We start from the raw sequence: 12329 nt of genomic DNA, 5'->3' as shown, positions 1-12329 counted from the left end.
ATTACTTTGATGCTCCAATTTGAATGTTGATGCGGACTGGAGAAGGTAATAAATTCAGTGGGTTGATTTGTCGCCACATAGACATTGCCAGCACAAACACCCCCGCCGATGCGAGCATGATGGCAATCAGTTGGGAAAGGTCAACCCATTCTAAAAAGTTGGTAGCAGTCCAGCTATCCACTGTGTCAAGCGGTTCAGCCTTGTTATCTAGGGCGTTGTCTAGCGGTATGTAGACAGTATGTATACACGTGTCTACAGTAGTGTCAGCGATGTAAACAATGCGATTGACTTCTAGCAGCACTTCCCAAGTGGCAGTTTTAGAAAGCTTCCCAAAATCTTTGGCGTCTTCGTTGGTGAGACCGTATTCAAAAGCGATCGCCCTGAGTTTATCAATGCGACGGCGGTTCACTATGGGTTCAGTCATGGCTATCGTCTCCAGACAGTGCGGAATCTTGCGCGTATCCAATGCCAATTAGGTAGCTACATCCAAGTCGCAACTTACCGTCATGCCCGGTATCGTGTCCCGTATGTCGTCGTCTTTGAAGTTTAGGGAAAAGCTCACATAACCTTCGGGACAACTGGTTAATAGCTTTAACAGGGTTGTCCCGTTTGTTTGGTAAGTCCCGCCAAGTTAATTTCTCTTTGCCCTTCACAGTTTCAACCTTCAGCACACCAGTCTTGATGTACCAGTCGCGCAACTGTTGCCAGAGGTCAGAAACGTAAACCTGACCGTCAGGCTGAGGTTCCAAACCGACTTCACGGACAAATTCCATCAAATGACTGGTGCTGCGCGGTGTCCACTTGGGCTGCTTCTTGTCCTTTGCTTTGGTCTTACCGAGGCTAGCTAGGGCTGTTGCCAGCATTTTTTGCTGTTCTGCCAGCATTTTTTGCTGTTCGTTGATGACATCAACTTGGCTCTGTGCAAGCTCTATGAACTGAGATAATTGGGGGTCAAAAACCTGTTCAGTGGAATGAGAATAGCTTCCTGTCCGGCGGATGCTGGGTAGCACTTCCTCAAACATCCAAATTCGGAACCGTTGGGCTGCTGGCTTGTCTGATCGGAAAATGAGTTCGTACAAACCTGGTTCCGCCACGGTGAGCATTTGTTGCTGACCTCCAAGGGTATCGGTCAAACCGATACCCTTCCAATTTTCAGGCATCTTGCTCACACGTTCTGACAGCGTGCTTTGGCTAATTCCTAAGACAGCACCCACGTCAGCGACAACCCACTCAGGGGTATCGGCCGAACCGAATACCCTGATTTCTTGCCCCTCGAAATCAAAAATTGATAGTTCAGTCATGACAGAACCTCGCAAACTCAATAATGAAGAGTTGCGATCGTCCGTCAAGACAATCGTCTAAAAATGTCATAATTTTTTAGCTCCAAACGTTGTAATAGAACGGTTTGGGGAAGTCGTAGTTAATCTGGTGTTTCAGCACCGGGTTAACCGCGCGTATCAAATCTTCCTTAGTTACTCACGATTGCAGCTTTAGAGCCATCTGTCAACACAGGGATTGTAAAGTTTCGTTTCAAATTATTCGGTGAGTAGCTCCATCACTTCATCGGGCGCAATCCCGTAAATGGCGGCTAGCAATTTGACATTTTTAAAGTCACTCCCTAACTGTTTAAGCACCTCAATAGCGCTACCTAAAGGGATAGCTTCCTTCGTAGACTGAGTTAATAAATCAATCGTTGTCTGAGTATTGGCTCGTTTTTTATAGATGCCTTCATTCATCTGTGTTGAATGCCCTAAGCTCTTAGCTCTTGTCTCCTGAGACATCCCCGCCATTTGACCATTGAGATTCGCTAAGTGACGTAAAGCGTGCGTTTGAGTAAAACCTTTGTCCCATCTTCTTAAGATAGTTTGTGCGCGGTCACTATATATCCCACTAATTGTCTTTGGATTGTTTGATGATGTTCTAATATCGGGCAAGATACCTGACTTGAGTTCCAAACATTCTATCAAGTCAGAATGAGTAGGGGGGAGCATCGGCACACACAGTCGGTAGCCAGTCTTGGTTGTCGTATTTAGTAATGTCTTATCACCGACTACGGCAATCATTTTTATATTATTAGGCTCAATCAGTGCCGGAATAACAACACCATCCTTTGTTTTGAAAGGTTTATCGATGTTCTGAATAGCAAAGACTTCATGAACCCGAAAACCATACACCATCTGCATCGAAAACACCCACAGCCACCGCTTGCGTGATTCCAGATGGTATCGCTTGTCACTCGAAACACTGAGAACCTGATTGCGAAGCTTCAAGAAATCATCGACTGATAAGGTTTGAAGGTCTTCTCGAAATTCTGTTTGTGTGCCGTCAATTTCTTTGAGTCTACATAACAACTCAGTATCGCCAATAGTCTCAGCTAACTTTTTCATTGCACCCAAACAATTCTTAAAGCACTTAGTCCCTTGTTTTTTACCCTTAACTACGGACAGAACATCTGTTAGGTTTACGACTGTATATTGTGGCAACAGCTTATAGTAGTCACCGTAAACCGCACCCCAAGTACGTTGCTGACTAATATTACTTCTGTCACGTTGTTGACGGCGTTTAGTACGTCCCTCCCAGTATTCTTTGTCTACTTTTGTTATCGCCTCACCAAACGTTATCAAATCATTTTTGATGACGTTTTTGTCTAAAATAACATCATCATACCAGGCTAAAAACCGACTCTCGCTAGAGAATGATTGTAAAGCGCTAGCAACTAGATGAGCTTTTCGCAGAGCATCAGTAATACCTTGCATCGTCAGATAACACCCGCAGGTTTTGTTAACCCGCTTGTCACCCAACTTGAATTGCAGCGTTATGTAACCACCGCTAGCTTTCCTGTCTCTTTTTAGCCCTATGCCGTTGGGGCACTCTTTTTGTGCTTGTTTGAAATAGTCCAGAACCCGCTCGTAGCCAATAAGGTAGTCTGCGGTGGTACTTGCTGTGAGTGGATTAGATTTTTCGCTCATCTTTCGCTCCCTACTCTAATAGACTGAGTTGAACTGATGTACTCAGCCTATAGTAAGTCGCTCAGCGTTCGCTCAAATCAAAAATAGGACTTTCAGAGTGGGATAAAAATGGCTAGAATGACCAAAATTCGTAATTCTAGAGCAAACCACAAGTTCAAGTCCTGCCGTACCCATTAGATAAACACTTTACCCAGTAAAGGTTTTAGGCTGACTAAGCTATCGAAAGTCTAGTTTTCCGCTCATCTTTAGCTCAGTCCTACTCTTCTGAGTGGCTGAGTATGTCCAACACTGTTTGCATATCGGTCAAACTAGCCCCAGACTTTTTACGTCTGGCCTTCAACTGGTTAAGCAAATCGGCGGCCTCTGGAAATTCTGCAACGGTCGGAGCTGAGTTTTTATTTTCTTCCCGATCGCGCCGTGCTTCCTTGAGTTCTTGCTCCAGCATCTGAACCTTTAGAACCAAGTCGCCGTTGCGCTCGTGTAACTGATTCAGTTCCTTGTCCCATTCTGCGAGTTGCTTGTTGGCCGCTTTCAATTCTTGCCTGAGAGTTTCTGCTTCCCGTTCTCGGTCGGCAGTGGATTCTCTCAGGCACTCAATTTTCCCAGCCGTTCCTCTAGAGCAGCTATTTGTTCAACTACCGGGTCAAGGCGATCCGATACCAGCTTGTCTACAGTTTCAACGGGAATTGTAGATACACCTGTAGACACGACGCTATCATTGCTTGAAGTATACACATCTTGTATACAACCTGTAGACACCCCTGAGACTTCCTTGAGAATGCGTTGTGCAGCTTGATTTATCGACTCACCATCTAGCTTCTGAGCTTCTATCCAGTTCAGGAAGTGACCGGAAACTCTGAATGATATGACTTGACTTTGACTCATTGTAGACACCTGTAAACATCTTTTGTCTACAATAACTCAGAATTGTCTACAGTGTCAACATTTTGTATACAAAACTTGTAGACACAAAAATCCCCCAATTAAGGGGGATGGAATTCAGCCGTCAGTCGTCAAGTAACAGCTAAATTTTCCGCAAGTTGCAGAACAACATCGAAATTACCCGCCCGCCCTTCATGCCCTCGCGTTCTTGCCAGTCAACCTTGCAACTGATGCTTGTATGAATCTCGACAATGCGGCCGTGCCAGTTGTCGGCGTTAGTCACCTTGTCTCCGACTTTGAATGCTTTGAGCGGATCGGAACAAGGGACGCCCGTGAGTAATTCTGTCAGTTTTTGCTTCTGAGACAGAGTGAGTTTTGAGAAGGAATTGCAAAATTCCAAAAAGAGTGAGTTTTCATCCGCAGAGTCCGCAGTTGCTCTCTCTGTAAGGATTGTTGGCGCAGAGGCATCCGCAGAGGCATCCGCAGAGACATCCGCAGAAAAAGTTATTTTCTGCGGATGTTCTGCGGACGTTACGACGGTAGAACAAGCTTCTGCGGACTCTGCGGATGGTTTTCCACTTGTTTTCACGTTTTGCCTGCGGATACCCAAATAATAGGCATTACCCATCTCTCGCCCATCTGAAACCGCTTCAGTATGCCGATGTTTTGCCAATTTAGGAAAAATCTCACACAATCGAGCGTACAACTGGTTGATAGCTTTTACAGGATTGTCGCGCCCCGGCAACTCATTCCAAACCAGTTTTTCCTTACCTTTGAGGTCATACTCAATTTCAAGAATGCCGGCCTCCTGATACCACTCGCGTAATTCTTCCCATAAATCCTTGGCGTAAACCCGCTCACCTTGACCGGCTTCATACCCCATATCCCTGACAAACTGCCAAAGGTGCTGAGACTTTTCCTGAGCTTCCCGTAGAGCCGCGTCACTGGAACCGTAATTAATCCCTTGAGTCAGCAGCAACGGTATCCGTTTCAGCATCTCGTTCAACAGCGCCGGTGCAATCTGTTCCACCACAAAGTTGGGGTCTTCCTTGAATCGTGGATCAGCTTCTAACTCACCCTTGCCGATAGAAGCGCCGACCACGTAAGTTTTCTTAAAACTCAGAATGCAGTAGCGACTGCGGATAGCCTCAGCATCACTGCTGATAGATGGCAGAACATTGCAGTTAGCAAGAAATATGGCCTCTGGCTTGTATGGATACTCACCACGTCCCTTGTGCTCAATAGTCAACTCATCCCCGGTGATGAACTGCTTGAGACTTTGCAGCTTGTCCAGTTTCACCGCCTCAGCATTCTCGCTAGACCAGTTGCACAAAGAATTCTCAAGACCAGCTAGGGGAAACTTGCGGCCAGTGTCATAAACCTGAAAGTCCTTTAAACTTTTCCCCGTAACACCGCGTCCCAACACCGCTACTAACGCCGTCCGCAAAGTATCTTTACCGTTGCTACCATCGCCGTGACAAAGCAGCCCTTTGACCCGCGACATCTTCAAGCGAGCCAGAGGCAGACACAGTGCAGCAGCAATTGTCCTGAGAAAAATCTCTCGCTGCTGTGGCTCAAGACACTCTAAAAGGCGATCGCAATCTGTGACATCAATGTCAGGGTCATACTTACCGCCGACATAGGTGTAAATCTGCTCTGAACTGTGCGGGGTAAAGGTATGAGAACCGTCAGAGTTGATTCTCACCACCCCGTTAGAACAGTTCAATCCCGGCGGGTTCACAACATCAATGTCTACAGCCAGCTCTAAGACCATCCAGTTATAGACCTCATTTACACTGCTTGAGCTAGCTCGGTTGCGACGGTACACGCCTCCCTTACCCTTCTCTGAGTAGGTTTTTAACCAGCCAGAGATACGACGTTTCTCTGTAGCTTCCGACTGCAACTCATAATAAGTGCCAGTAAATCGGTAGATTTGACCTGCAATCGACACCCAATGACCGTCAGAGTACAGTGCAGATTCAGCTTTTAGAATGTAATTTTCTTCTGAAACTGGTGCTGTGTCTGGAATGTAGTCGCCGATACTACTAGCAAACGACAGATATACTACATCTTCACACGTATGCGGGCGTGAGAGTAAAGGATTTTCTTGTATTTCTTCCATTGCAGCGTTGTGAATTTCCGCTTCTAATCGGCGAATAAACTCTTCAATTTCCATGTTTTCCAAAATCTCTCGGATATCACCTTTGTCGGGGATATCTGGATAGATGGCAACCGAGTCAATGACTATGCAAGGAAATTGAAGGCGGTCACAAATGGACTGAACCTGAGCGCCTTTCTTGATTCCCGTGGCATCGTTGTCGCGTAGTTTCACGAGCGTGACATTTTTCTCAGTTGCTCGCAGTGCTTCAAGGGCCCTGGTTATTTCGGCATCATTCCAGTTAGACCCTTGCAGCGTTAGGGCTGCGATACCGTAAGACCTTGCGACTTCTACGTTTGGCTCACCCTCAACCATCAGAACTGCAACAGGTTCACCGTTTGGTACGTTCTTCAAAATCTCAACTACTTCGTCAATGCGGTATGCGGGCCACGGCAAGTCACCCTTAGTCCATATCTGCTTACCGTGTACGTCAATGTGAGTTTGGCGACAGGTCTTGTCGCGTCCCTTTGGACTGTCTGGATCTAGCCATTCAAAGCGCAAGACGGACTGTGAATCGCTGTAGACGTAGGTGATTTGTTGGGCTTCTGCGGGTACGCCCTTCGGGATGTATTGAGGTTTATGAGGTTCGGGGCCGGATTGACAAGTGGGCAGTTCAATAAGTGTTAGTCCAGTCGGCACTGGAACTTTTGCTGACTGTGGTTTCCCAACTGCTTTTTTGGCGGGCGGGCGGTTGCTGATGTGTTTGTCGCCATTGCGTTCTGAACGAGTTTGCGCCGCACGGACTTCCTTGCGCTCTTGAATCGGTGCGTAATAAAGCCGGCCCTCGCTGTTCGTCTTCTTGGTAGCTACCCAGCCCTCTGCCGGGGGATTCTCACGGTTGCAGACTGACAGTTCACCAATGAAGTAGCACCAGTCGGGCTTGCCACAGTGCGGGCAAGGATTTTCTTTGGAAACGGTGACAAGATTAGAGTTTGAAGGGTATGATGGTGTATACATACGACAAGTTGCCTGTCCCCTGGACAGGTTATGAGTTGCAAAAAGCCGTTCTTCGATTCGTCAAAATAGAGAGAGCGGTTTTTTGCTGTTTATAGTAATTTTGAGCAATTTAAAAATTGACGACTTGCTCTGTCGCCTACCCTTGATTCAGTTAGAGGTTAGGACGTAATTGTCTTTGAGGCAGGGAGATTTCTGTATATCAAGCGGCTTCCCTCTCCATCCCTTGCCATAAGCGATTCCCTTACTCCCCCCCTTAGCCGCAAAACGTGGATTTCACTTCGGAGAATCGCGTACCCTTATACGTTAGCAGAACCTAAAGCTAGAGTTTGGAAGGCGATTGAAACAGCATTGAGCCAGTACGGAGTGTTGTCAAAAATACGAGACTCTACAAGTCTCGTAGTGTTGTCAGAGTGTTGCGTTAGACTGCCCGAAGTTCGGAATCGTAACAAGAAAAGTACGACTCCAAAATATAGCGATAATCAATGATCAGTTGAGGAGTGTGCACACAGCGGAAACTCTACGAGTTTCCTGGTGCATTCCGACTGCTCTTCGATTGCTTGCGGGAATGTGGGATTGCTGCATTTCCTTGATTGCTATAGGGCCGTATACCCTACAAACTCATTGGGCTTGTAGGGTGTAGTACATATTCAGCGTCACTCCCTAGTCAACCGCCGATACTCAACCTCAACAGCCTCCGGTTTTGTTTGTCGTTGAATTGTGTTTACAAACCCGGAAGGTTGCAACCTTCCGCAGTGTTTCAAACACAACTGCTATTCACCCGTAAGCCTTTTATACTCAGCCTCAGCAGCCTTGTATTTCACACTGCCACCTTTGTTGACTCCCCAAATCTCAAGGATGATTTTCGCCTTACCGTAGCCTTTAGCCTGCAACTGTAGAATCCGTTCCAAGCGTTCCGAATCATCGTTCTGAGCTAGTTGTTCGGAACGTTCCTCACCCCAACCACCATCATCACCATGAGTCAGTGCTAGGGCACGTTCTAGGCGTTCAACATCTTCAGAACCTGCATTGAGGATAGATTCAGCTTCCATGCGACGCTGTTGTTCGGAAATATAGGCACTGGTAGCTAATTCGTCCTCGACATCGGCAACTAAAACCGCTTCCTTCATTGCCTCAAAATCTTCTGCCTGACTAAGTTTGAGGGCAACTCTGCGGGCTTCAAAGCAGCAAGCAAAGCTACCTATCAAGGCTAAGCCTGTGGTCATATTGTGCAACGGAATTTTGCGGCTGAGGATAAACGGTGGTGCTAGCCAGAGAATGAACCCTGAGCAAGTCAGGGCTGAGACTTTTAGGATCGACACAACATCACCCCCAAGCCAACGACAGATGCAGCCAAACCTAGAACCAAAACACCCTGTAAAGTGATTGCGTTGATTTTTAGGCGTGCCACCAACCAATCGTCAAGCACCCAACTGAGCATCCACAGTAAAGCAAAAATTATGTACACGGCTCGGACTAAAGCTAAAGCTTGAGGATGCAGCGACGCTATCCAGCAGAGAAAGCTGGACGCAATCGCAAGCACCAAAAAGTCATTGATAATGGCGATCGCTTTTGTCATCGTTTCGCCCCCTGCAATTTCGCTCTGATTTCACCAATACGGGTATCGGCATTACTCGCAGCTTGGTCAAGACTCATCCCCAAACGGGCGTAAGCAGGGCGTTGTGAGTGCAAGTGTTTACCGAGTCTGCCATCGGCGCGCTTTTTTACCAGTTCGTTGTCGGCGACAACACCCTCATACTTGCGGTGATGTTTGTGGACTTTGGCATCGGCTGCTTCAATCTTCCCTAGCGCTTCATAGGCGCGTTTAGCTTGCCTTGCACCGTCTGTTTTTTCTTTTGCTAAGTCCTTCAATCCATCAGCTTCTTCCTCTGTGAAGTAGCGCGGGGCTGGCACGACTGGAGCACTACGGATGCTGGAAAAGTTGCCGGGGTTTTGTGGACAGATAACACTTGCGTCAGTGGCTGACAGCACTTTTGACTTGTCTATTGAGTGACTGCCATCGTGGACTAAACCGCCACCCGTGGACGAATCGGCGGACTGAGTGCCGCCGAATAGTTGCTTCATTAATCCCATTACTTTGATGCTCCAATTTGAATGTTGATGCGGACTGGAGAAGGTAATAAATTCAGTGGGTTGATTTGTCGCCACATAGACATTGCCAGCACAAACACCCCCGCCGATGCGAGCATGATGGCAATCAGTTGGGAAAGGTCAACCCATTCTAAAAAGTTGGTAGCAGTCCAGCTATCCACTGTGTCAAGCGGTTCAGCCTTGTTATCTAGGGCGTTGTCTAGCGGTATGTAGACAGTATGTATACACGTGTCTACAGTAGTGTCAGCGATGTAAACAATGCGATTGACTTCTAGCAGCACTTCCCAAGTGGCAGTTTTAGAAAGCTTCCCAAAATCTTTGGCGTCTTCGTTGGTGAGACCGTATTCAAAAGCGATCGCCCTGAGTTTATCAATGCGACGGCGGTTCACTATGGGTTCAGTCATGGCTATCGTCTCCAGACAGTGCGGAATCTTGCGCGTATCCAATGCCAATTAGGTAGCTACATCCAAGTCGCAACTTACCGTCATGCCCGGTATCGTGTCCCGTATGTCGTCGTCTTTGAAGTTTAGGGAAAAGCTCACATAACCTTCGGGACAACTGGTTAATAGCTTTAACAGGGTTGTCCCGTTTGTTTGGTAAGTCCCGCCAAGTTAATTTCTCTTTGCCCTTCACAGTTTCAACCTTCAGCACACCAGTCTTGATGTACCAGTCGCGCAACTGTTGCCAGAGGTCAGAAACGTAAACCTGACCGTCAGGCTGAGGTTCCAAACCGACTTCACGGACAAATTCCATCAAATGACTGGTGCTGCGCGGTGTCCACTTGGGCTGCTTCTTGTCCTTTGCTTTGGTCTTACCGAGGCTAGCTAGGGCTGTTGCCAGCATTTTTTGCTGTTCTGCCAGCATTTTTTGCTGTTCGTTGATGACATCAACTTGGCTCTGTGCAAGCTCTATGAACTGAGATAATTGGGGGTCAAAAACCTGTTCAGTGGAATGAGAATAGCTTCCTGTCCGGCGGATGCTGGGTAGCACTTCCTCAAACATCCAAATTCGGAACCGTTGGGCTGCTGGCTTGTCTGATCGGAAAATGAGTTCGTACAAACCTGGTTCCGCCACGGTGAGCATTTGTTGCTGACCTCCAAGGGTATCGGTCAAACCGATACCCTTCCAATTTTCAGGCATCTTGCTCACACGTTCTGACAGCGTGCTTTGGCTAATTCCTAAGACAGCACCCACGTCAGCGACAACCCACTCAGGGGTATCGGCCGAACCGAATACCCTGATTTCTTGCCCCTCGAAATCAAAAATTGATAGTTCAGTCATGACAGAACCTCGCAAACTCAATAATGAAGAGTTGCGATCGTCCGTCAAGACAATCGTCTAAAAATGTCATAATTTTTTAGCTCCAAACGTTGTAATAGAACGGTTTGGGGAAGTCGTAGTTAATCTGGTGTTTCAGCACCGGGTTAACCGCGCGTATCAAATCTTCCTTAGTTACTCACGATTGCAGCTTTAGAGCCATCTGTCAACACAGGGATTGTAAAGTTTCGTTTCAAATTATTCGGTGAGTAGCTCCATCACTTCATCGGGCGCAATCCCGTAAATGGCGGCTAGCAATTTGACATTTTTAAAGTCACTCCCTAACTGTTTAAGCACCTCAATAGCGCTACCTAAAGGGATAGCTTCCTTCGTAGACTGAGTTAATAAATCAATCGTTGTCTGAGTATTGGCTCGTTTTTTATAGATGCCTTCATTCATCTGTGTTGAATGCCCTAAGCTCTTAGCTCTTGTCTCCTGAGACATCCCCGCCATTTGACCATTGAGATTCGCTAAGTGACGTAAAGCGTGCGTTTGAGTAAAACCTTTGTCCCATCTTCTTAAGATAGTTTGTGCGCGGTCACTATATATCCCACTAATTGTCTTTGGATTGTTTGATGATGTTCTAATATCGGGCAAGATACCTGACTTGAGTTCCAAACATTCTATCAAGTCAGAATGAGTAGGGGGGAGCATCGGCACACACAGTCGGTAGCCAGTCTTGGTTGTCGTATTTAGTAATGTCTTATCACCGACTACGGCAATCATTTTTATATTATTAGGCTCAATCAGTGCCGGAATAACAACACCATCCTTTGTTTTGAAAGGTTTATCGATGTTCTGAATAGCAAAGACTTCATGAACCCGAAAACCATACACCATCTGCATCGAAAACACCCACAGCCACCGCTTGCGTGATTCCAGATGGTATCGCTTGTCACTCGAAACACTGAGAACCTGATTGCGAAGCTTCAAGAAATCATCGACTGATAAGGTTTGAAGGTCTTCTCGAAATTCTGTTTGTGTGCCGTCAATTTCTTTGAGTCTACATAACAACTCAGTATCGCCAATAGTCTCAGCTAACTTTTTCATTGCACCCAAACAATTCTTAAAGCACTTAGTCCCTTGTTTTTTACCCTTAACTACGGACAGAACATCTGTTAGGTTTACGACTGTATATTGTGGCAACAGCTTATAGTAGTCACCGTAAACCGCACCCCAAGTACGTTGCTGACTAATATTACTTCTGTCACGTTGTTGACGGCGTTTAGTACGTCCCTCCCAGTATTCTTTGTCTACTTTTGTTATCGCCTCACCAAACGTTATCAAATCATTTTTGATGACGTTTTTGTCTAAAATAACATCATCATACCAGGCTAAAAACCGACTCTCGCTAGAGAATGATTGTAAAGCGCTAGCAACTAGATGAGCTTTTCGCAGAGCATCAGTAATACCTTGCATCGTCAGATAACACCCGCAGGTTTTGTTAACCCGCTTGTCACCCAACTTGAATTGCAGCGTTATGTAACCACCGCTAGCTTTCCTGTCTCTTTTTAGCCCTATGCCGTTGGGGCACTCTTTTTGTGCTTGTTTGAAATAGTCCAGAACCCGCTCGTAGCCAATAAGGTAGTCTGCGGTGGTACTTGCTGTGAGTGGATTAGATTTTTCGCTCATCTTTCGCTCCCTACTCTAATAGACTGAGTTGAACTGATGTACTCAGCCTATAGTAAGTCGCTCAGCGTTCGCTCAAATCAAAAATAGGACTTTCAGAGTGGGATAAAAATGGCTAGAATGACCAAAATTCGTAATTCTAGAGCAAACCACAAGTTCAAGTCCTGCCGTACCCATTAGATAAACCTAATAGCATCAACGCTTTGAGCCGTTTTCTACCGTTGGCGACACCACGGCTGAAACCTAATTTGTTGTGCATTAGTTTCGTCGGCCAATCTTCATGCTCCCGGACGATCGATCTGAGTTGA

Annotated in this window: 12 protein-coding genes; all 12 read right to left on the bottom strand. The window is 46.5% G+C overall.

The features are described from left to right. Position 1 precedes the first annotated feature (1 nt). The 12 genes from QZW47_RS07200 to QZW47_RS07145 all read right to left on the bottom strand — a co-directional run bounded on the left by QZW47_RS07200 (position 2) and on the right by QZW47_RS07145 (position 12024). Positions 2-424 carry a hypothetical protein gene (locus tag QZW47_RS07200; protein WP_293125521.1) on the bottom strand — a complete coding sequence of 141 codons (423 nt, stop codon included), beginning with the start codon at positions 422-424 and terminating at the stop codon, positions 2-4. Continuing rightward, on the bottom strand, positions 417-1301 hold the full coding sequence (locus QZW47_RS07195; protein WP_293125519.1) for a BRO family protein: 885 nt from the start codon (positions 1299-1301) through the stop codon (positions 417-419). The genes QZW47_RS07200 and QZW47_RS07195 overlap by 8 nt, the downstream gene beginning before the upstream one ends. Before the next feature lie 234 nt (positions 1302-1535). Next, positions 1536-2969: a hypothetical protein gene (locus QZW47_RS07190; protein WP_293125517.1), complete on the bottom strand. Its 1434-nt coding sequence runs from the start codon at positions 2967-2969 to the stop codon at positions 1536-1538. 256 nt (positions 2970-3225) lie between these two features. Continuing rightward, positions 3226-3504: a flagellar alpha dynein gene (locus QZW47_RS07185; RefSeq protein ID WP_293125533.1), complete on the bottom strand. Its 279-nt coding sequence runs from the start codon at positions 3502-3504 to the stop codon at positions 3226-3228. A gap of 50 nt (positions 3505-3554) precedes the next feature. Next, positions 3555-3854 (bottom strand): hypothetical protein, encoded by a 300-nt coding sequence (locus QZW47_RS07180; RefSeq protein WP_293125531.1) that lies wholly within the window; start codon positions 3852-3854, stop codon positions 3555-3557. A gap of 139 nt (positions 3855-3993) precedes the next feature. Beyond that, positions 3994-6966 (bottom strand): DUF5906 domain-containing protein, encoded by a 2973-nt coding sequence (locus tag QZW47_RS07175; protein ID WP_293125529.1) that lies wholly within the window; start codon positions 6964-6966, stop codon positions 3994-3996. Between the two features lie 770 nt (positions 6967-7736). Beyond that, positions 7737-8285, bottom strand: coding sequence for a hypothetical protein (locus tag QZW47_RS07170; RefSeq protein ID WP_293125527.1), 549 nt, complete (start codon positions 8283-8285; stop codon positions 7737-7739). Next, on the bottom strand, positions 8273-8542 hold the full coding sequence (locus QZW47_RS07165; protein WP_293125525.1) for a hypothetical protein: 270 nt from the start codon (positions 8540-8542) through the stop codon (positions 8273-8275). The genes QZW47_RS07170 and QZW47_RS07165 overlap by 13 nt, the downstream gene beginning before the upstream one ends. Next, positions 8539-9048 (bottom strand): hypothetical protein, encoded by a 510-nt coding sequence (locus tag QZW47_RS07160; RefSeq protein ID WP_293125523.1) that lies wholly within the window; start codon positions 9046-9048, stop codon positions 8539-8541. The genes QZW47_RS07165 and QZW47_RS07160 overlap by 4 nt, the downstream gene beginning before the upstream one ends. An 8-nt stretch (positions 9049-9056) precedes the next feature. Beyond that, positions 9057-9479, bottom strand: coding sequence for a hypothetical protein (locus QZW47_RS07155; protein ID WP_293125521.1), 423 nt, complete (start codon positions 9477-9479; stop codon positions 9057-9059). After that, complete coding sequence (locus QZW47_RS07150) at positions 9472-10356, bottom strand: BRO family protein (RefSeq protein WP_293125519.1); 885 nt, start codon at positions 10354-10356, stop codon at positions 9472-9474. The genes QZW47_RS07155 and QZW47_RS07150 overlap by 8 nt, the downstream gene beginning before the upstream one ends. A gap of 234 nt (positions 10357-10590) precedes the next feature. Continuing rightward, the gene (locus QZW47_RS07145; protein ID WP_293125517.1) at positions 10591-12024 is read right to left on the bottom strand and encodes a hypothetical protein; all 1434 of its coding nucleotides are present in this window, start codon (positions 12022-12024) and stop codon (positions 10591-10593) included. Between the last annotated feature and the right edge of the window lie 305 nt (positions 12025-12329).

This window comes from Microcoleus sp. bin38.metabat.b11b12b14.051 (assembly GCF_013299165.1).
In the GTDB taxonomy this organism is placed as follows: domain Bacteria; phylum Cyanobacteriota; class Cyanobacteriia; order Cyanobacteriales; family Microcoleaceae; genus Microcoleus.
This window is presented reverse-complemented; position numbering and strand designations above follow the sequence as displayed.

Bases quoted from the DNA above. Each gene is read 5' to 3' on its own strand.
- QZW47_RS07145 (WP_293125517.1), bottom strand. From the start codon at position 12,024: ATGAGCGAAAAATCTAATCCACTCACAGCAAGTACCACCGCAGACTAC.
- QZW47_RS07150 (WP_293125519.1), bottom strand. From the start codon at position 10,356: ATGACTGAACTATCAATTTTTGATTTCGAGGGGCAAGAAATCAGGGTA.
- QZW47_RS07200 (WP_293125521.1), bottom strand. From the start codon at position 424: ATGACTGAACCCATAGTGAACCGCCGTCGCATTGATAAACTCAGGGCG.
- QZW47_RS07180 (WP_293125531.1), bottom strand. From the start codon at position 3,854: ATGAGTCAAAGTCAAGTCATATCATTCAGAGTTTCCGGTCACTTCCTG.
- QZW47_RS07160 (WP_293125523.1), bottom strand. From the start codon at position 9,048: ATGAAGCAACTATTCGGCGGCACTCAGTCCGCCGATTCGTCCACGGGT.
- QZW47_RS07195 (WP_293125519.1), bottom strand. From the start codon at position 1,301: ATGACTGAACTATCAATTTTTGATTTCGAGGGGCAAGAAATCAGGGTA.
- QZW47_RS07155 (WP_293125521.1), bottom strand. From the start codon at position 9,479: ATGACTGAACCCATAGTGAACCGCCGTCGCATTGATAAACTCAGGGCG.
- QZW47_RS07165 (WP_293125525.1), bottom strand. From the start codon at position 8,542: ATGACAAAAGCGATCGCCATTATCAATGACTTTTTGGTGCTTGCGATT.
- QZW47_RS07190 (WP_293125517.1), bottom strand. From the start codon at position 2,969: ATGAGCGAAAAATCTAATCCACTCACAGCAAGTACCACCGCAGACTAC.
- QZW47_RS07175 (WP_293125529.1), bottom strand. From the start codon at position 6,966: ATGTATACACCATCATACCCTTCAAACTCTAATCTTGTCACCGTTTCC.